Here is a 17,912-nt window from a genome sequence, read left to right as displayed (position 1 = left end):
CGGCGCACCCTATCCATTGTCCGGCGCGAAAGCCAGCGGCCAAGCCCCCTAGAGACCGTTTGGGAAATTCGCTCCGGAGAGTCGGCTGGCACGGCTTTCGAGAACCGGAGCGCAGCGAACTTTGAGGTCCGTGAGCACCGGAAGCGCAGAAAGTCGCGTCAGACGGCCGCCGGAGTAGAATTTCCCAAACGGTCTCTCATGCCTTCCGTTCGCCGTCCCAGCCTCTATATTGGTCTGGATCAACCGGAGACCGCCGCGATGACTGCTGTCCTTCCTCGCGCCGTCGATCTCAACGCCGACCTCGGCGAGGGCTTCGGCGCCTATCGCATCGGCGACGACGCCGCGCTGCTCGACGTGATCACCTCGGCCAACGTCGCCTGCGGCCTGCACGCCGGCGATCCCGAGATCATGGTCGAGACTTTCCGCCTCGCCAAGGCCGGCAGCGTTGCCGTCGGCGCCCATCCCGGCTTTCCCGACCTCTGGGGCTTCGGCCGGCGCGCCCTGCCCTATTCGGCCGGCGAGATCGAGCGGCTGATCGCCTACCAGATCGGCGCGGCGGCCGCCTTGTCGGCGCTGGCCGGCCACCCGATCGTCTATGTCAAGCTGCACGGCGCCCTCGCCAACCTGGCGGTGGCCGACCCCGACATCGCCGCCGCCAGCGTCCGGGCGATCAAAGGCGTCGACGCCTCGCTCGCCTGCCTCGCCATCGCCCACGGCAAGCAGCACCAGCTCGCCCGCGACGCCGGCCTCGGCACCTATTCCGAGGTCTACGCCGATCGCGGCTATCAGGACGACGGCAGCCTGATGCCGCGCGCCCGGCCCGGCGCCTTCGTCCACGACCCGGCCGAGGCGGTCGAGCGGGCCTGCCGCATGGTCGAGACCGGCGAGATCGTGTCGGTCACCGGCAAGGTGCTGCCGACCGCCATCGACTCCATCTGCGTCCACGGCGACAACCCGACGGCGGTGGTGACGGCGCGCCTGCTCGGCGAACGCCTCGCCGCCGAGGGCGTCGTGCTCGCCGCCTTCGCGGGCAAGGCATGATGGACGACGCGCTCGTCGACCGCCTCGTGGCGCTCCTTCACGCGTCCGGCCTCAGGGAAATCGAGTTCGAGGAAGGCGAGGTCCATATCCGCCTCGTCAAGGACGGCAAGGGCACCGTCCGGCCGGAAGCTCCAGCCCCACAAGCCGCCGCTTCGGCGCCGGAGCCGGCGTCAGCTCAGGATCACCTGATCGTCGCCGGCCTCACCGGCACCTTCTATCGGTCGCCGTCGCCAGACGCGCCGCCATTCGTCGAGATCGGCGACCGCGTCGAGGAAGGGCAGACCATCGGCCTTCTCGAGGCGATGAAGATGCTGAACCCCATCGAGGCCGATCGCGCCGGCCGCATCGCCGCCATCGCCGCCGGCAACGACACGCTGGTGACGCGCGGCGCCGTGCTGTTCCGCCTCGCCGCTCCGGACGATCCGTCATGACCTTCGAGGAGATCGAGGCCATCGTCCGCCGGCTCGACGGCCGGGGCATCGCCGCCGCCGACATCCGCGTCGGGGCCGCCCGGCTGAAACTGCGTTTTGCCGCCGAGGAAGCCTCCGAGCCGACGCCGGCCGAACCGCCGCCGCCCCTCGCCGCCGCGCCCTCGCCCGGCCGCTTCCGGCCGATGCATCCGCTGGAGAACGCGTCGCGCTTTGCCGAGGGCGACCGGGTGGAAAAAGGCGACGTCATCGCCTTCGTCGAGGCCAACGGCCTGCTGCTGCCGGTCGTCGCTACCGCCGACCTGACGCTTGGGCGAGTGCTTGTGAGCGATGGCGACGCCGTCGGCTGGGGCGCGCCGCTCTACGGGACGCGATAGAGCGCCGCCGCCGACCTGAGCCGGTCGAGCCAGCCGGCCGTCTCGCCGAGTGCCGCCAAGGCTTCGTCGCGGCTCACCACGGCAAAGCGTAGCGTATCGCCCGGCATCGCCTGCCCGAGCCGCCAGAGGTCGGCCTCGATCACCGTGGCGATCTTCGGATAGCCGCCGCAGGTGTTGGCCTCGGCGAGCTGGATGATCGGCCGGCCGGATGGCGGCACCTGCACCGTGCCCGGCACGATGCCGTGCGACAGCAGTTCGCGCCGCCGCTCGCGGATGAGTTCCGGCCCGTCGAGCCGGCAGCCCTGGCGGTCGGCCTCGGCGGTGACGCGCCAGCCCTCGGTCACGAACAGTTCACGGGCCGCCTCGGAGAACTCCGGCCACTCGGCAGCCGGCAGCACACGCAACGGCCGGTCGGCGACATCCCGCCCCGGCGGCGGCAGCGCGCCGATGCCGCCGTCGGGCAGTTTCCCCGGCGATCGTGGTCCCAGCGGCAATCGGTCGCCGCGCCGGAGCCCCCTGCCCTCGTGGCCGCCATAGCCGCTCTTGAGGTCGGTCGCCCTTGCGCCGAGCAGCGGCGGCACGTCGATGCCGCCGCCGACGGCGACATAGACGCGGGCGCCCACCGTCGGCGGGTCGATCGTCAACTCGTCGCCGGCCAGCGCCTCCGTTGCCCACCAGGGCGGCAGGCGGCGGCCGGCAAGCCTCGCCCCGGCGATGGCGCCGGTGACGGCAACCGCCGCCCTATCCGGAAAGCGCAGCCGGAAGGGAAAGGCGGCCACCTCGATCGCCGCCGCGTCCCGGTCGTTGCCGACGAGCGCGTTGGCGACGTCGAGCGCCTGGATATCCATGGCGCCGGAGCGGCAAACGCCGCTCGACAGCAGGCCGCGGCGGCCACGGTCCTGCACCGAATTGAGCGCGCCGGAGGACAGGATCTCGATCACCGCTCCACCCCCGCGATAATGAAGCGCACCGTATCGCCGGCCATAAGCGTCGCCGGCGCGGCGCGATGCGGATCGAACAGCGTGAAATCGGTGTGGCCGAGGATATGCCAGCCCGACGGCGCGGTGATCGGCATGATGCCGGCCTGCCCGCCGCCGACGATCACCGCCCCCTTCGGCACGCCCTGGCGCGGCATCGCCCGGCGCGGCGTCGCAAGCGCCGGATCGAGGCCGGAGAGATAGGGAAAGCCGGGCATGGCGCCGATCGCCGCTACCTTGTAGACGGCGCCGGCGTGCCGCTTCACCACCTCGTCGACGGTGAGGCCGAGGCTTGCGGCGAAGTCCCGAAGATCCGGCCCGCCGTAGGCGACGGCGATCTCATGCGCGCGGCCGGCGCGGCCGCTGGCGGCGGCGATCCGCCAGCCGTCGGCAAGCCGGCGCTGCATCGCGCCGGCGTCAATCGCCAGCGGATCGAAGGCCACCATCAGGTTGTTCATGCCGGGCACGACGTCGTCGATGCCATCGGCGCCGGCAAGGCTGTCGGCGAGCGCCAAGAGTCGCGCCTGCCGCCCCTCGTCGAAGGCGCCGCCCCCGGCGACGTCGAGAAGCAGGGCGCCGGTGCCGGCATCGGATATGATGAAATCGTCGGCCAACCGGGTCCCCCCGTTCGCGGCCGGCGATTATCGGCAGCCAATGCCCGCCGCGCAAGGGAGCCACGCGGCAATGCGGTTGGTCGGGGCTCGCCGAAAGTCTATAATTGAAAAACCGATAGTCGGCCGCGAGACGCCGACGGATACCGAGGACCGCCTGATGACCCCTGAGACCCAAGTCCGCCTCGCCGCCCTGCGCGAGCGGATGGTCGCCACCGAAACCGGCCTCGTCGCCGTTGCGCCGGGCTCGCACATGCAATGGCTGCTCGGCTTCACGCCGGCCTCCGACGAGCGCGCCTGCCTGCTTCTGGTCTCGCCGGGCGGCACCGCCTTCCTGATGCCCGCCCTCAACGCCGACGACGTGCGCCAGCACACCGACATCGACTTCTTCCGCTGGTCCGACGAGGTGGGGCCGCATGTGGCGCTCTGCCAGGCGCTCAGCGCCATCGGCGCCAGCGCCACCGACCGCGTCGCCCTCGACGAGACCATGCGCGCCGACTTCGCGCTGCTCGTCCTCGACGCCCTGCCGTCCGACGTGCTGCGCACCTTCACCGCCGACACGCTGGGCGGCCTGCGCATGCGCAAGAACGAGCGGGAATACGACCTCCTGAAGATGAACGCCGGCATCGCCGACCGGGCGATCGAGGCGGCCGTCGCCGCCCTCAAGCCCGGCATGACGGAAAACGAACTCGCCGCCATCATCCGCAGCCACTTCCTGAAGGAAGGCGCGGCGCCGAGCTTCTGGATCGTCGGCAGCGGCCCCAACGGCGCCTTCCCGCACCATCACGCCTCCGATCGCCATATCGTCGAGGGCGACGCGGTGGTGATCGACGTCGGCGGCGTAAAATCGGCCTTCCCGAGCGACATCACCCGCGTCGCCGTGGTCGGTCGGCCGCCGGAAGGCTTTGCCGATATCCATGCCGTCGTCGAGCAGGCCGTCCAGGCGGCGCTCGCCGCGGCCCGGCCGGGCGCGCTGGCCCGCGACGTCGACGCCGCCGCCCGCACGGTGATCGCGGAGGCCGGCTACGGCAAGCATTTCACCCACCGCACCGGCCACGGCATGGGCATCGACGGCCACGAGCCGCCCTATATCACCGCCACCTCGGAAACCGTGCTGGAGGAAGGCATGGTGTTCTCCATCGAGCCGGGCATCTACCTGCCCGGCCGCTACGGCTGCCGCCTCGAGGAGATCGTCATCCTGCGCAAGGACGGTCCGGAAATCCTCTCCGACCTTCCCCGCGACATCCTGGTGGCGAAGGGCTGAGCGAGCGGCGTCCCCATTCGGAAATCACAGTGTTCACCCCTCTCTCCAACTCTTCCCCACAAGGGGGGAGAGGGTTCGTCGAGCCGAAAGGTGCAATCTTTCAAAGCAATAGGTTCTGGAAAGAACCAAGCCGTGCCCTCTCCCCCCTTGTGGGGAAGAGTTGGAGAGAGGGGTGAGGCCGAAGGCCTTCCGCTCTCCCGCGGTTCCATTATCCCCGGCCCGCCACCTTCTCGCTGAGCACGCGGTTGGGCGACACCTTGCCGGCTTCCTCGTCGGCGATGTTGCCCATGGTGGTCTTGGCGATGGCCAGCAGCGCCTCCTCGGTGAAGAAGGCCTGGTGGCCGGTGATCAGCACGTTGGGGAAGGTCAAGAGGCGCTGGAACACGTCGTCCTGGATGATCTCGCTGGAAAGATCCTCGAAGAACAGGTCCGCCTCCTGCTCGTAGACGTCGAGGGCGACACCGCCGATCCGGCCGCTCTTCAGGCCGCCGATCACCGCCTCGGCGTCGATCAGCGCGCCGCGCGAGGTGTTGATCAGCAAGAAGCCGTGCTTGGCGCGGTCGATCGCCGCCTCGTCGATCAGGTAATGCGTCTCCGGCGTCAGCGGGCAGTGCAGGCTGATGATGTCGGACCGCTCGATCAGCTCGTCGCGCCCGACATAGGTGATGCCGATCGACTTCAGGTCGTCGACCTCGTAGCGGTCGTGGGCCACCACCTCGCAGCCGAAGCCGAGGCGATAGGCGCGCGCCACCAGCGCGCCGATGCGGCCGGTGCCGACCACGCCCACCGTGCGGCCATGGAGATCGTGGCCGAGCAGGCCTTCCAGCGCAAAGTTGTTTTCCCTGACCCGCGCCCAGGCCCGGTGAATGCGCCGGTCGAGGGCGAGCAGCAGGCCGATGGAGAATTCGGCGACGGCGTGCGGCGAATAGGCCGGCACGCGCAGCACGGTGACGCCCTTTTCCTCCGCCGCCTCGAGGGCGACGTTGTTGAAGCCGGCCGCCCTGAGCGCCACGATGCGCGTGCCACCGGAGGCCAGCGCCGCGATCACCTCGGCGTCGAGCGTATCGTTGACGAAGGCGCAGACGGCCGGAAATCCTTCGGCGAGCCGCGCCGTCGCCAGATCGAGCCGCGGCTCGAAGAAGGTGAGCTCGTGGCCGTAGAGGGCGGCGGCACGGCTCAGGAAGGTGCGGTCGTAGGGCTTGGTGCTGAAAACGGCAACGCGCATCGGGGTCTCCGGATCGATGGTCGGGCGGGGGCCTTCGCGACGAACCTATCAGGAGCCGGCGACAAGAGAAGAGGGGCAATTCCGACCCCGCCTCTGCGGCAAAAGCATGGCCGCGCCCATCAGCATCATTCCATGCTGGTCAGGCGGCGGCAACAATGCCAGACTGCCGGCATGCGCTTTCTCGCCGGCCTCCGCCTCGTCCTTGTTGCCGCCGCCCTGATCGGCCTTGTGGCCGGCCGCGGCGTCGTCCTGCCGGTGGTGGCCGCAGAGGCCGCGATGGCGACCGTCGCCGATGGCGCGCATGATTGCTGCGGCAAGACCTCGAACGCCGATGCCGGCAAAGCCGGCCTTGCCGGCAGTTGCCTCGGCCCCGGCTGCGCCATGGCCGCCCCGGCCCTGCTGCCGGCCGCGGCGGCCATCACCTTCGCCGCCGCCCGCGCCGCCGACATGCAGATGGCCGTCGCCGGTCTCGAAGGCCGCTCGCCACCGCCCTTGCTCGAACCGCCGCGCGCCTGAACGGCCATCTCCATCGACTTCCTCAATCCGTTCCGCCCCCGCCGGTGCCCAGATGCGCCGCGGCCAGCCGGACACCATCACAGGCAAAATCCATGAAATCCCATCTCCTCGCCATTGCCCTCCTCGCCGCCTCCACCTCGCTGGCCGGCGCCGCCGGGCAGACGGTCGACGTCGTGCTCAACGAAGGCTGCATGTGCTGCCACGAGTGGATCGCCCACATGCAGGCGGCCGGCTACACGGTCAACGCCAGCGAGCTCGACTACGACGCCATCACCGCCAGGAAGACACAGCTCGGCATTCCCGAGGACGCCGCCTCCTGCCACACCGCCGTGGTCGGCGGCTATGCCATCGAGGGCCACGTGCCGGCCGCCCTGGTCGACCGGCTGCTCGCCGAGAAGCCGGACGCCGTCGGCCTCGCCGCGCCCGGCATGCCGCTCGGCTCGCCCGGCATGGGCGCCGACGCCGATGCCGAGCCGTTCGACGTACTGCTGATCGGCAAGGACGGCGCTACCCGCGTCTTCGCCACCGTCGAACCCGATCGCGGCTGACCAACACGACGACGGCCGGTGGTAGCCACCGGCCGTCGCGCCTTTGGCGCCGATGCCCGTCTATTGCTTGGTCATCGTCTCGATGCGCGCCGACATCTCGGTGATCTCCCTGGTCTGCGCCTCGATGATCGCCTCGGCCATCTTTCGGCTCGCCGGATCCTTGCCGTATTTGAGCTCGATCCGCGCCATGTCGATCGCCCCCTGATGGTGGACCAGCATGCCGCAATTGAAGGCGAGGTCGGGGTCGGCGATCCTGGCCGCCGCCATCATCGGCGCATGCATGCGATCGAGCGCCGCCGCCGTTTCCTCCGGCGCGCCGCCGGTGGCCGTATCGCCGGCCGGCCTGGTCGCGTCCATGCCCGGCATGGCGTGGTGCGCCTTCGCCGCGTCGCCGGGCAAGTCCGCTTGCGACATCCCATGATCGGCGAACGTCATGGCGGCCCGGCAGGCCTGCGGCAGAACCGTGAGGTCCATCGCCTCCTGGGCGACAGCGTCGGCGGCCGGCGCGACAAGGGCCAGGGTGAAGAGGATCGGACGTAGCCGCATCGTGAATCTCCTGTGATGCCCCCGCGCCATCATAACCCTTCCGGCACCGCTGAAGTTCGCGGCCACGCGGAAAAGATGCGGCGCGGGATTGAGTTCGCGGTCCTCTGGAAACCGGCGCCGTCACCGGCCATATCCCCATGATACCAGGAGCAATGCTCAAAATCTCCCGCCTCGGCGAAACCGCCGGGCCAGATCGGAAGGTTGTGATGGACAGCACGATGTCTCGAACCGAGGCGGCCGAGCCTCACCGGCAGACCGCCGACGACGTTCTTGCCGCGCTGGACAGCGACCCACGATCCGGCCTGACGCAACGGCAAGCCCGGCAACGGCTCGATCGGGTCGGCGCCAACGCTCTTGCCGCCGAAAGCCCGCCGCCCGCCTGGAAGAAGATCCTGGCGCAGTTCGCCAACGTGCTGGTGATCCTGCTGCTCGTCGCAGCGCTGATATCGGCCGGCCTCTGGCTTTTCGAGCGCGATTCCGCCCTGCCCTTCGAGGCGATGGCGATCTTCGCCATCGTCCTTCTCAACGCGGCCATGGGCTATATCCAGGACGCCCGCGCCGAGCAGGCGGTCGCCGCGCTGCAGAAGATGTCGGCGGCGCACGCCACCGTCGTGCGCGACGGCACGCGCCAGAGCATCCTGGCGACCGAGATCGTCCCCGGCGATATCATCCTTATCGAGGAAGGCGACACCGTTCCGGCCGACGCGCGGCTGATCGAGGCCGTCTCGCTGCAGATGGCCGAGGCGCCGCTGACCGGCGAGAGCCTGCCGGTGACCAAGGCCGTCGCACCGATTCCATCCGACGTGCCGCTCGGCGACCGCCGCAACATGATCTTCTCGGGCACCGCGGCGACCTATGGCCGCGGCCGCGCCGTCGTGGTGGCGACCGGCATGCAGACCCAGATCGGCCGCATCGCCGGCATGCTGGAAGGCGCTCCCGAGGAAACCACGCCGTTGCAGCGGGAGCTCGACAAGGTCGGCCGGCTGCTCGGCGCCATCGTCGTGGTGATCGCCGTCGTCATGATCGCCACCATCCTGCTGGTCGAGAACGTGCATGGGATTTCGGCGATCTTCGATGTCCTGATCCTCGGCGTGGCGCTGGCCGTGGCCGCCATACCCGAGGGATTGCCGGCGATCGTGACGGCGGTTCTCGCCATCGGCGTCCAGCGGATGGCGAAGCGCCACGCCATCATCCGCCATCTCGCCGCCGTCGAGACGCTGGGATCGGCCGATGTCGTCGCCTCCGACAAGACCGGCACCCTCACGCGGAACGAGATGACGGTGCGGGTGATCATCACCGCCAGCGGACGGGCGACGTTCGGCGGAACGGGCGACGACCCGCAGGGTGGACTCAGTGCCGACGGCGGCGCCGCCGTGGACGGCGACCAGCTTGCCGAGACGCTGCGGGCCCTGACGGCCGCCGATCGCGCCAACAACGCGGCGCTGGTGGAGCGGGACGGCCGCTGGTCGGTGCAGGGCGACCCCACCGAAGGGGCGCTGATCGTCGCCGCCCGCAAGGCCGGCCTCGAACGGGAAGCGCTCGACGCCCGGTTCGAACGCGTCGGCGAGGTGCCGTTCTCCTCGGAGCGCAAGCTGATGAGCACGGTTCACAGCGACGGCGACGAGCCTGGGCGCCTCGTGGTGCTCACCAAGGGCGCGCCGGACGTGCTGCTCGAGCGCTGCTCGCACGAACTGGCGGGCAACGAGGTGCGACCGCTGTCCGAAGCCCGCCGCGGCGAGATCGCCGCCCTCAACGACCAACTGGCCGGCGAGGCGCTGCGGACGCTCGGCCTCGCCTTCCGCACCCTGCCCGAAGAGACCGCCGGAACGGAAGCCTTCGACGACGGCATCGAACGCGATCTGGTCTTTCTCGGCCTGGTCGGCATGATCGACCCGCCGCGCGACGAAGCCAGGGCGGCGATCGAACGCGCCAAGGCGGCGGGCATCCGCCCGATCATGATCACCGGCGACCACCCGGTGACGGCGTCCGTCATCGCCGCCGAACTCGGCCTGTCCGATGGCCGCGCCGCCACCGGCGCCGAACTGGAGGCGATGAGCGAGGAGGCGCTCGACGAGACAGTGCGCGAGGTCTCGGTGTTCGCGCGCGTCAGCCCCGAGCACAAGCTGCGCATCGTCAAGGCGTTGCAGCGCCACCACAAGACGGTGGCCATGACCGGCGACGGCGTCAACGACGCCCCCGCCCTCAAGACCGCCGACATCGGCATCGCCATGGGCATCGCCGGAACCGACGTCTCCAAGCAGTCGGCCGACATCGTGCTCGCCGACGACAATTTCGCATCCATCGTCGCGGCGGTCGAGGAAGGCCGCGCCATCTACGCCAACATCCGCAAATTCCTGCGCTACCTGTTGTCGTCGAACATCGGCGAAGTGATGACGATGTTCTTCGGCGTGCTGCTGGCCGAGGCGATCGGCCTGACGGCGGCCGGCGGCGGCGGCTTCGTCCTGCCATTGCTGGCCACCCAGATTCTCTGGATCAACCTGGTGACCGACGGCGCGCCGGCGCTGGCGCTCGGCGTCGACCCGGCCGACGCCGGCGTCATGCGGCAGCCGCCGCGCCCGCGCGGCGAGCGCGTCATAACGCCCGCCATGTGGGCCGGCATCCTGCTGGTCGGGCTCGTCATGGCCGCGGGTACGCTCGTTGTGCTGGACGCCTGCCTGCCCGGCGGCTGGATCGAAGGCAGCGGGACGATCGTCTACGCCCAGACCATGGCGTTCACGACGCTGACCCTGTTCCAGTTGTTCAACGTCTTCAACGCCCGCTCCGATCACACGAGCGCTTTCGTCGGCCTGTTCGCGAACCGCTGGCTGTGGGCAGCCGTCGGCCTGTCGGCCGTCCTGCACGCCGCCGTCGTCTACGTCCCGTTCCTGCAAGCCGCCTTCTCGACGACGAACCTCGGCGCGGCCGACTGGCTGTTCTGTGCCGTGGTGGCGAGCTCAGTATTGTGGGTGCGCGAGGCGGGCAAGTTCATCGGCCGGGCGTTGGTTCAAGGGAGCCGCCCGGCCAACGCCGACGGAATCAAGCCGTCCTTGCAGTGACCGGCCGCCGATCCGCACGGTCCCGACTTCGATCGCGCGGACGCTCGTCACCCTGGCCGCTGTCCGTGATGTCGAGGTGAGGCAGGGGTTATTCCAGCCGCAACCGGTAGCGCGTATGGCGCCGCTCGCCGGTCCGGGAGAGGGCGCCCTTTTCGACCAGGTCCTGCAGGTCGCGGGTCGCCGTGGCGCGCGACGTCTTGGTGATGCTGATATAGTTTTCCGCGCTCAACCCGCCCTTGAACCCGTCGACGCCTTCCCGGAACATCCGGGTCATGGCCTTGAGCTGGCGATCGTTCAACTGGCCGCCGAGCCGGCCGAAAAAATGCGCCTTGGCGATATGGAAGCTGACCCTCCGCATGGTGTTCCGCTGGGCTTCCAGGACCGTCTCGCCGAAATACACCAGCCAGTCGGTGATCAGGATATCCTTGTTGCTGCGCTCCAGCATGGCGTAGTACCGCTTGCGGTGCCGGGAGATGGTATAGGCGAGCGCAATCAAGCTGGGCTGCGCCAGGCTCTGCGCAAGGGCCTTTTCACAGATGGCGCGGCCGATACGACCGTTTCCATCCTCGAAGGGATGGATGCTTTCAAAGTAGATGTGGGCAATTCCGGCGCGTGTGAGGGCGGGCAGCACGGTCGAAGCGCCGCCGTTGAACCACGCAAGGAACCGTTCCATCTGATCCGGCACCTGGGCGGAGGGAGGCGCTTCGAAGTGGATGTCGAGATTGCCGATCGCGCCGGAAACGACCTGCATGGCATCGGTGTGCGTGCGGTAGCCGCCGACCACCTCGATCCTCCTGGCATCGGCCATGATCATCCGGTGCCAGGCATGGAGCCGGTCGTGGGTCAGGGGCTCGGCAAAGCCGCGGTAAAGGTCGACCATCATCTCGGCGAGGCCCCGTTCGGCAAGCGGAACAGTCCGGTCGCCGCCGCCGAGGCCGAATTGCCGGCGGAGGGACGCTTGCAGGCTGTCGCGGTCGAGGAATTCGCCTTCGATCTCGGAGGTGGTCAGCGCTTCGTCGCTGATAAGCTCGATACGCAACATATCCCGCTCGTCAGGGCTGATATGCCGGTAAGCCCCGATGAATTCACCGGAATTCAGCAGAAACTGCCGCTCCAGCGCCTCCATCGCCGCCGGCTCGTAGGTGAAATCCGGCCATGCGGCGCGCTGCCAATTCCAGATCATGAGTTATAGAATTCCCTTCTATAACTCATGATGGGCTTATATTTGAGCTTTAGCAAGCGCATCTATGCCTCGCCGAAGCCCTCGACAATCTTGCACATATTGCTGGCAACCGAAGCCGTGCGCGACGTACGCGGAAATCAAATCGCGCACGAGAACACCGCTCGCTCTCAAGCGACTCAGTTATCTATTTGAAATCATGACAGAAAAGTGGTGGGCGCGTACGGGATCGAACCGTAGACCCGCTGATTAAGAGTCAGCCTGAATATTGTTGGTTTTCAGCTACTTAAATTGTAAACGGCGTTCGTTTAGGTCGGAAACAAGCGATAGATGCCAAAACTGCTGTAAACCGAGGTCCCCTACCCTTTTGCCGAACTTCACTAGGTGTGGTCCCTACGGCATAGTGAGCTGCCGTAGGGGAGTGTTGCTGGCTCTTAGTGATCTCGTCGTCTGCCGTTCTTTTAGCGACCGCTTTTCCGACGCTGCTGTCCTAGACCCATCTGCTTGGCCAAGTTACTGCGGGCTTCCGCGTATGCCGGAGCTACCATGGGGTAGTCGTTCGGCAAACCCCATTTGGCGCGGTACTCGTCCGGCGACATGTCGTAGTGCGTGCGCAGGTGCCGCTTGAGCGACTTGAACTTCTTGCCGTCCTCAAGGCAGACGATGAAGTCGTTGGTCACCGACTTCTTGATCGGCACTGCGGGCCGGATCGGCTCGATTTCCGGCATCGTCTGCAGCGAGTTTCCGCCATTCGCGACGCCAGCGACCGCTGCGTGCACGGACGCGATCAACGCCGGAAGTTCGGCGACCGGAACTGAATTGTTGCCGACATACGCGGCTACGATAGTCGCAGCTAGATCAATGAGTGTGTAGTCGGCGTCTTCAATTTCAGACATCTGAGTCTCCTGCGGTCCCGTTGCTCAATCAATATTACAACACCGCAACTAAGCAAGCCGTCTGTCGCCCGGACGGCATCTTCATGCACTGGACAAAAACTTCACAAACCGGGCGATCTCGGACAGATTCTTCATAAACGGAGGCCCCCAGCGCAACTTGGGGAGGGCGCTGGGGGCGAGGCATCGGCGGCCATGACGTGCGCCGTGCGGGCGGCTAGGAGAGAATGAGGAAAAACCTGCCGCATATTCATGTTCCCGCCGACAGATGCTTCGGTCAATGCGCCGGCGAAAAAATCAGGCTGCAATCGACGTCTGACGCTCAATGCGCGTGACCGAACCGCCGCCCCGGAGGAACTCGTCGATCTTGTTGCAGAGAGCGGTCGTGTCGATCTTCTCGCCGATGTAACAATGTCTCTTTTTCACAGCATCAGCGCGAATACCGTAGTCCCAGGCCGTGTGACTATAGATCCGCGGTGCAACTCCGACAGGCGGCTCCCCCGCTTCAGTCAGAAGCCGATTCAACTCACGCTTGAAGTGGGTATACTCAACATCCAGCTCGTTCGCCATCTCTTTGAGCGTAATCTCGCCGCGTGCGATAGCATCACGACACATTCTCGCTCGTCTCAACGTGATGTTCGGTTCTCCGAACCCGTTTCCCGGTGCCACCCAAACTGCCATGATCACCTCCCCACTACAGCACTACTTTCCTGTGCTTAATGAGAGCGTAGATCGCCGGCGGTTCTCATGAAAGATTTGCGCATCAAATTTCTTACGTTGAAAATTCGGACAAAACAGACCCCTTACGTTGAAAATTCGGACATCCAGGATGTCTTATATTGAGAAATCGGACAACGATCGCACTCTGTTTACTCAACGATCGATCATTATTTGACGTTACGTCGCGTCGAGCTCACATGTAGTTCAGCAACGGAGACTGAATCATCATGCGTCTCGAAACCCCCATGGACATGACGACACCCGCAGCGTTCTTTTCGCTCGCGGTCTATTCAGCATTTCAGAACGCGTTGCAGGGCCGCATCGAACGTGTCGCTGCCGCGCGACGTGCCGCTTATGAAGCCGCGTGCGAAGAGTCGCGTGAGAACCTGGCGAGGATGGTCGTCGACGCGGTCGAGTTCGGCCGCGGCGAGATGCTTGAGAGACGCCGTCTCGCAGCGGAAAACGAGAATCTTCGGCGGAATGCCGAGCTGCTTGCGGCCGAAGTCAGGCGGCTCAGGGCGGCGTGATGTCTCGTCCTGACATCGTAGAGATGCTCGATGAACTCTCGTCGATCGTCGACGACGCGAATGCGTGTCTCGACGGAGTCATCGACCGGCATCAGTTGCCCGACGTCGATAGCGTCAGCGAGCGAGTACGCGTGCTCAAGAAGCGGCTCGACGAGCTAGATGATCGAGTCCGACTGCTGTCGGGCGGCCGAGTTGCATACCGCACTGACGACCTGCCGGCATGGCTGATCGACAAGATTGACGACGACTGACGCCGCCGGCGGTTTGCTCCGAGCGAGACCTCATGCTCATAATCTGGAATGGCTTCCAGATCGACTGCAAGGAGCCATCCGCCGCTTAGTTGCGGTCCAACCGTGATGGTGGACAGGGAAACCGAAGAGAGTGTCGAGATGTCCAAGGGAGCCGCTATGAACGGCTCCCTTGGTGTTTTTGATTGCGCTCAGTTGAGCAAAATCAGGATCAAGCTCACCACGGCTTTGCTTACTGCTGATCCGGCGATGTCGATTAGTACCTTGCTCAGTAACCTACGATCTCTCGCGATATCTATTTGGTGCCCGATGCCCGATACTGATACTTTTCCATTTGGCGCGTGAATGTAGATATTGATGCTGAGGTTTGTCGTAGTTTTTCTCCGTCGTCGTTGCGACGGATGCATATTATGACCTAAGAGTGCTAAGGCAAGGCTTGGTTAATCATTGTATTTTGTCTCGATACGCTGCGTATATTAGAGATTTGTCACATTCGTTGTAGTACAAAGAGTTGCGCATGCACCATGATGTCGAAAATAGACTGTGGATAAACTGAATGATAGTTAGTTCAATCGCAGCTGCGCAGCTTCGTCACCGATTCCGAACAGTCCGTCGTATGCGATTTCCGACAGCGCACTATCTCTACGCTCGAACGCCTCAGCGGCTTCGTCGATCGCTAGATAATCCGCTACGGGCGCGATAGGCACGGCCGTGTAGCGCTCGTGAATCCACGCGTCGATGTCGCAATATAGAGAGCGGCCGATCACCGCTCTCTCGTCGTCTGAAAGCATCGTCAGCACGCGACGCGCGCGTTCTGGAACGCGGCTCAAATCGCACGCCCATGGATCATCGGATCTGCAGAAATCGATCGTCTGCGTCGCGGCGTCTGCGAAGGTGCCGAGAATCGGCTTCGCGGCCTCGGCCTTGACGGATTCAAACATCTCTTTCGCGGCGAACTCGTCGGTGCGATCCGGCGATGTCGGCTGGCTCATAGCTTCACGAGCGCCCGGGTAGAAGGCGTCGAGAAGCCAGCCGAAACAGAAATTATAGATCGTCCACGCGGTGCTGAACGCGGACCGAATGCCGTTCAAAATCGCTCTGAAAAACGCAAACATAGTCCCCTCCCGTGATTTAAAGAGAGAGTGCTGCTGCAGCGTGCATGGCACAATTTCCGCCGGCGGATTGACGGCGTTTCTTGCTTGCAAGATTTCAGCGCAGCATCGCCGTGGGAGGACGATCATGACGACATTTATAGAGAGTTACGAGATCGACGACGTCTATGACGAACGCGAAGCGGCGGAGATAAGAGCAGAAGAAGCAGCACTTTACGGCGATCCAATGTATGATTGCGCTTATGACAGAGACGCGGACGACATCTGTTTTGACGACTGAAGAGCAGATTCGGCGGCAGGATTCTGTGCGCTACGCGCTCGCGTCGACGCGAATAGAAGGACTGCCGATCACGCCGGACACCGAGGCGCTGCTTGACGCGTGGGCGCGCGGTGAGATTTCTGACGACGAGCTTTTCGGTCGGGCATTGAGCGATGTGGTCGGCTAGGTGCGCGTCGTCAGTCGGCACGAGTAAAAACCAATCTACCGAGTTATCTATTGCCTATTCTCGATGTGGAATGCTCAATGTGCAGGCACTTCCATTTTGCGCGATTTATAGGTTTCGATTGGGCCTTGGTTATCCCAATAAACGAGGGTGCCACTCTTCGTTAAAACGATATAGTCGTTTTCAGAATCATAATCTGTGAACGCCTCCCCAATAGGAAGATGCTCGCTCGTCACCCGCCGAGGATCCCCACTGCCGTCATGCTCGAATTTCCGGTAATAGTAAGTTTCTCCGCGCCATTTATAAATAGATATAATGTGGTCGCCAAGAGGCGTCTCAACATTTTTCATATTCCATACGCCAATAACTTGGGAGTCTGGAGGATAAAGGCCGCCATCAATGCCGAACGAATTCCATTCATCCTTCGAGAAGTGCATCGTTAACACTTTGAATTCGCCAGACGCCTTGTCATCTCGCCCCAAGCAAGACCACGCCGGAGACGCCTGATCTTTCAGGTAGAAGCAAATAGTCTTAATGTTTTGTGAGTTTTGCGCACTCAAGATGGCTTTTGTGAGGTCCAGCAACTCGGGTACATTAACCCGATCGCTAATAAGAACTGTAGATATGCCGCCACTAACCTTTAAATTGGTCGAAATTATCTCGGCAGCCTTAGCGGGAAACGATAAAATTAGGCTTGCTAGCAGATACCTGACTAAGTGTTGCATGCTTTTGCCTATCAACCAGCCTGTTCCAGGCCACTATAATTGCAGCCTTTTGTTGTTAATCCAAGTAGGCGCGCACGAGTTCGAACGGTAGGATCCACCGCTTAAGCCGCCACTTCCAGACCTATCTCAGCTTCCGGGACCTTCTTTCGGCGGCTTTCTGCTGCCTTTCGTGCCGACTCCTTCCGCTTCTCGGCCTCGGCCGCTTGATACATGCGGTACTCCGCATGCAATTTAAGGGCTTTCCTGAGATCCGACCGCGTCGTTTTCGGTAGCGCGTCAAACTCGGCAGCCGCTTGGAGCGCCGCAATCTCGTCATTCAGCGTTGCGAACTCCCGGCCGCAGAGCATGCGTCTAGCCCGGGTGTAAGCCGACATCCTGTTTTTCAACGTCTGGCCGCCGTAACCGCGCGACTTCTGAAGCCAGCGGCCGAATGCATCGTCTGTTTTCTCAGCTTTGCCGTTATGTCGTTCGAGTATGATGCGTCCTATCGCCGCCGCGAGAGGACTCGGTACGGCATTCGCAATCATTTGCATGGTCGAGCGCTTGTTCCCTGCCGCAGACCAGTCCCAGTCGCGTGGGAATCCCTGTAGTCGAGCAACCTGCTCGACGGTCAACGGCGGCACAAGCGAAGCCGGCACGGGATCAAGCGGATTTCTCGTCTCGATGTGACGACGATATGCTCTTTCTGGTGTCGTCCGGATTACGGCCGGACACGGCTCGCGGGTCGAACGGACGCCCTGGCCGTCTTTGAACGGCCTTACGAAGACATATTCCCCGACGCTGTCGCCCAGTATGTCACGCATTGTAGTCGGTTCGACCGATGCCGCACGCTCAATCGCGCGCTCTAGAAAACCATCGCGTTCGCCTCGGCGGCCGATGATGATCGCTCTGGTCCGCGACTGCCCGCAGCCGTAGTGTGATGCGTCGACGATCGATGTTGAGATGCCGTAGCCATGCGCCTTCAAGATGTCGCAGGCCGTCTGCCAGGCGTCCGATTCCAAAATGCCCCGCACGTTTTCGAGCATGAACCATGGCGTCCTGCTCAACGCGACGATCATTGCGAACGCAATCACCATTGATGCGCGCTCGCCTTCGGATTTTAGCCCGGCTTTCGAAAAATCTTGGCAAGGAGGGCCGCCGCAAATGACGTCTGGACGCAGCTCGCCGACAGCGAGCGCCGCTGACATGACGTCGCTGAGATCGAGGATGTGCGCATGGTCGCCGATGTTGCGGTTATAGGTCTCGACAGCCTCGGGCCAGACGTCGAATGCACCGACAACATCGAGTCCAGCGGTTCGAAGACCGAGCGATAGTCCGCCAGCACCGGAAAATAGGTCGACACACCGCAACGCACTGACTCCACGCCTGATTTTCGTTTGTTGTAGCCGGATATTCGTAACGAATTTGTTCGGTACGGACACGCGATGGAAATGCAACCCTACGGTATGGAAAATCGCCTATTTCGCGGTAATCTG

At 64.4% G+C, this 17,912-nt stretch carries 21 protein-coding genes and 1 tRNA gene; 11 read left to right on the top strand and 11 right to left on the bottom strand.

The features are described 5' to 3' along the window. Nucleotides 1-258: 258 nt before the first annotated feature. From CJ014_RS00995 to CJ014_RS00985, 3 genes are read left to right on the top strand one after another with little or no spacing between them, the layout of a single operon-like run. Entirely contained in the window at nt 259-1,041 is a 783-nt protein-coding gene (locus CJ014_RS00995; RefSeq protein WP_100078655.1) for a LamB/YcsF family protein, read from the top strand. Next, on the top strand, nt 1,038-1,472 hold the full coding sequence (locus tag CJ014_RS00990; RefSeq protein ID WP_100078654.1) for an acetyl-CoA carboxylase biotin carboxyl carrier protein: 435 nt from the start codon (nt 1,038-1,040) through the stop codon (nt 1,470-1,472). The genes CJ014_RS00995 and CJ014_RS00990 overlap by 4 nt, the downstream gene beginning before the upstream one ends. Continuing rightward, a complete protein-coding gene (locus CJ014_RS00985) occupies nt 1,469-1,846 on the top strand; it encodes an acyl-CoA carboxylase biotin carboxyl carrier protein subunit (RefSeq protein WP_100078653.1) in 378 nt (125 codons plus the stop codon). Before CJ014_RS00990 ends, CJ014_RS00985 begins: the two co-directional genes overlap by 4 nt. Here CJ014_RS00985 and CJ014_RS00980 read toward each other — a convergent pair. Both CJ014_RS00980 and pxpB read right to left on the bottom strand, forming a co-directional pair. Next, complete coding sequence (locus CJ014_RS00980; protein WP_100078652.1) at nt 1,831-2,787, bottom strand: 5-oxoprolinase subunit C family protein; 957 nt, start codon at nt 2,785-2,787, stop codon at nt 1,831-1,833. The genes CJ014_RS00985 and CJ014_RS00980 overlap by 16 nt on opposite strands. Continuing rightward, nucleotides 2,784-3,437, bottom strand: coding sequence for a 5-oxoprolinase subunit PxpB (pxpB, locus tag CJ014_RS00975; RefSeq protein ID WP_100078651.1), 654 nt, complete (start codon nt 3,435-3,437; stop codon nt 2,784-2,786). The genes CJ014_RS00980 and pxpB overlap by 4 nt, the downstream gene beginning before the upstream one ends. A gap of 157 nt (nt 3,438-3,594) precedes the next feature. Between pxpB and CJ014_RS00970 the strand changes: the two genes are divergently transcribed. Next, nucleotides 3,595-4,698 carry a M24 family metallopeptidase gene (locus CJ014_RS00970; RefSeq protein ID WP_100078650.1) on the top strand — a complete coding sequence of 368 codons (1,104 nt, stop codon included), beginning with the start codon at nt 3,595-3,597 and terminating at the stop codon, nt 4,696-4,698. Between the two features lie 208 nt (nt 4,699-4,906). Here CJ014_RS00970 and CJ014_RS00965 read toward each other — a convergent pair whose 3' ends face one another. Beyond that, the gene (locus CJ014_RS00965) at nt 4,907-5,923 is read right to left on the bottom strand and encodes a 2-hydroxyacid dehydrogenase (RefSeq protein ID WP_100078649.1); all 1,017 of its coding nucleotides are present in this window, start codon (nt 5,921-5,923) and stop codon (nt 4,907-4,909) included. Nucleotides 5,924-6,094: 171 nt separating this feature from the next. On the opposite strand from CJ014_RS00965, the gene CJ014_RS00960 reads away from it, so the two are divergent. Together CJ014_RS00960 and CJ014_RS00955 are read left to right on the top strand one after the other, a co-directional pair. Further along, on the top strand, nt 6,095-6,439 hold the full coding sequence (locus CJ014_RS00960) for a hypothetical protein (RefSeq protein ID WP_100078648.1): 345 nt from the start codon (nt 6,095-6,097) through the stop codon (nt 6,437-6,439). A gap of 92 nt (nt 6,440-6,531) precedes the next feature. Next, nucleotides 6,532-6,987, top strand: coding sequence for a DUF411 domain-containing protein (locus CJ014_RS00955; RefSeq protein WP_100078647.1), 456 nt, complete (start codon nt 6,532-6,534; stop codon nt 6,985-6,987). A gap of 60 nt (nt 6,988-7,047) precedes the next feature. On the opposite strand, the gene copM is transcribed toward CJ014_RS00955, so the two are convergent. Then, nucleotides 7,048-7,533, bottom strand: a complete 486-nt coding sequence (gene copM / locus CJ014_RS00950) for a CopM family metallochaperone (protein ID WP_245426948.1) — start codon at nt 7,531-7,533, stop codon at nt 7,048-7,050. Between the two features lie 206 nt (nt 7,534-7,739). Here copM and CJ014_RS00945 point away from each other — a divergent pair, with 206 nt between their 5' ends. Further along, the gene (locus CJ014_RS00945) at nt 7,740-10,589 is read left to right on the top strand and encodes a cation-translocating P-type ATPase (RefSeq protein ID WP_100078646.1); all 2,850 of its coding nucleotides are present in this window, start codon (nt 7,740-7,742) and stop codon (nt 10,587-10,589) included. Between the two features lie 88 nt (nt 10,590-10,677). Here CJ014_RS00945 and CJ014_RS00940 read toward each other — a convergent pair whose 3' ends face one another. From CJ014_RS00940 to CJ014_RS00930, 4 genes are all read right to left on the bottom strand, one after another. Continuing rightward, the gene (locus CJ014_RS00940; RefSeq protein WP_100078645.1) at nt 10,678-11,772 is read right to left on the bottom strand and encodes a Fic family protein; all 1,095 of its coding nucleotides are present in this window, start codon (nt 11,770-11,772) and stop codon (nt 10,678-10,680) included. Nucleotides 11,773-11,980: 208 nt separating this feature from the next. Then, a tRNA-Ser gene (locus CJ014_RS27720) sits at nt 11,981-12,134 on the bottom strand. A gap of 96 nt (nt 12,135-12,230) precedes the next feature. Continuing rightward, on the bottom strand, nt 12,231-12,665 hold the full coding sequence (locus CJ014_RS00935; RefSeq protein ID WP_100078644.1) for a Ros/MucR family transcriptional regulator: 435 nt from the start codon (nt 12,663-12,665) through the stop codon (nt 12,231-12,233). 294 nt (nt 12,666-12,959) lie between these two features. Continuing rightward, nucleotides 12,960-13,343 carry a hypothetical protein gene (locus tag CJ014_RS00930; RefSeq protein ID WP_133121791.1) on the bottom strand — a complete coding sequence of 128 codons (384 nt, stop codon included), beginning with the start codon at nt 13,341-13,343 and terminating at the stop codon, nt 12,960-12,962. 266 nt (nt 13,344-13,609) lie between these two features. On the opposite strand from CJ014_RS00930, the gene CJ014_RS00925 reads away from it, so the two are divergent. Both CJ014_RS00925 and CJ014_RS00920 read left to right on the top strand, forming a co-directional pair. After that, a complete protein-coding gene (locus CJ014_RS00925; RefSeq protein ID WP_100078642.1) occupies nt 13,610-13,909 on the top strand; it encodes a hypothetical protein in 300 nt (99 codons plus the stop codon). Nucleotides 13,910-13,932: 23 nt separating this feature from the next. Continuing rightward, on the top strand, nt 13,933-14,160 hold the full coding sequence (locus CJ014_RS00920) for a hypothetical protein (protein WP_133121790.1): 228 nt from the start codon (nt 13,933-13,935) through the stop codon (nt 14,158-14,160). 560 nt (nt 14,161-14,720) lie between these two features. On the opposite strand, the gene CJ014_RS00910 is transcribed toward CJ014_RS00920, so the two are convergent. Next, entirely contained in the window at nt 14,721-15,272 is a 552-nt protein-coding gene (locus CJ014_RS00910) for a hypothetical protein (RefSeq protein WP_100078639.1), read from the bottom strand. 124 nt (nt 15,273-15,396) lie between these two features. On the opposite strand from CJ014_RS00910, the gene CJ014_RS27715 reads away from it, so the two are divergent. Together CJ014_RS27715 and CJ014_RS00905 are read left to right on the top strand one after the other, a co-directional pair. After that, the gene (locus CJ014_RS27715) at nt 15,397-15,549 is read left to right on the top strand and encodes a hypothetical protein (protein WP_165790700.1); all 153 of its coding nucleotides are present in this window, start codon (nt 15,397-15,399) and stop codon (nt 15,547-15,549) included. Next, nucleotides 15,539-15,715 (top strand): antitoxin VbhA family protein, encoded by a 177-nt coding sequence (locus CJ014_RS00905; protein ID WP_207765637.1) that lies wholly within the window; start codon nt 15,539-15,541, stop codon nt 15,713-15,715. The genes CJ014_RS27715 and CJ014_RS00905 overlap by 11 nt, the downstream gene beginning before the upstream one ends. A gap of 74 nt (nt 15,716-15,789) precedes the next feature. Here CJ014_RS00905 and CJ014_RS27465 read toward each other — a convergent pair whose 3' ends face one another. Then, nucleotides 15,790-16,437 carry a hypothetical protein gene (locus CJ014_RS27465; protein ID WP_133121789.1) on the bottom strand — a complete coding sequence of 216 codons (648 nt, stop codon included), beginning with the start codon at nt 16,435-16,437 and terminating at the stop codon, nt 15,790-15,792. A 101-nt stretch (nt 16,438-16,538) separates the two neighbouring features. Then, nucleotides 16,539-17,858, bottom strand: coding sequence for a DNA cytosine methyltransferase (locus CJ014_RS00900; protein ID WP_165790699.1), 1,320 nt, complete (start codon nt 17,856-17,858; stop codon nt 16,539-16,541). Between the last annotated feature and the right edge of the window lie 54 nt (nt 17,859-17,912).

Source organism: Pleomorphomonas carboxyditropha, assembly GCF_002770725.1.
Classification (GTDB): Bacteria; Pseudomonadota; Alphaproteobacteria; order Rhizobiales; family Pleomorphomonadaceae; genus Pleomorphomonas; species Pleomorphomonas carboxyditropha.
Note: the sequence above shows the minus strand (reverse complement) of the source record. Positions and strands in the feature narration are given on the sequence as shown.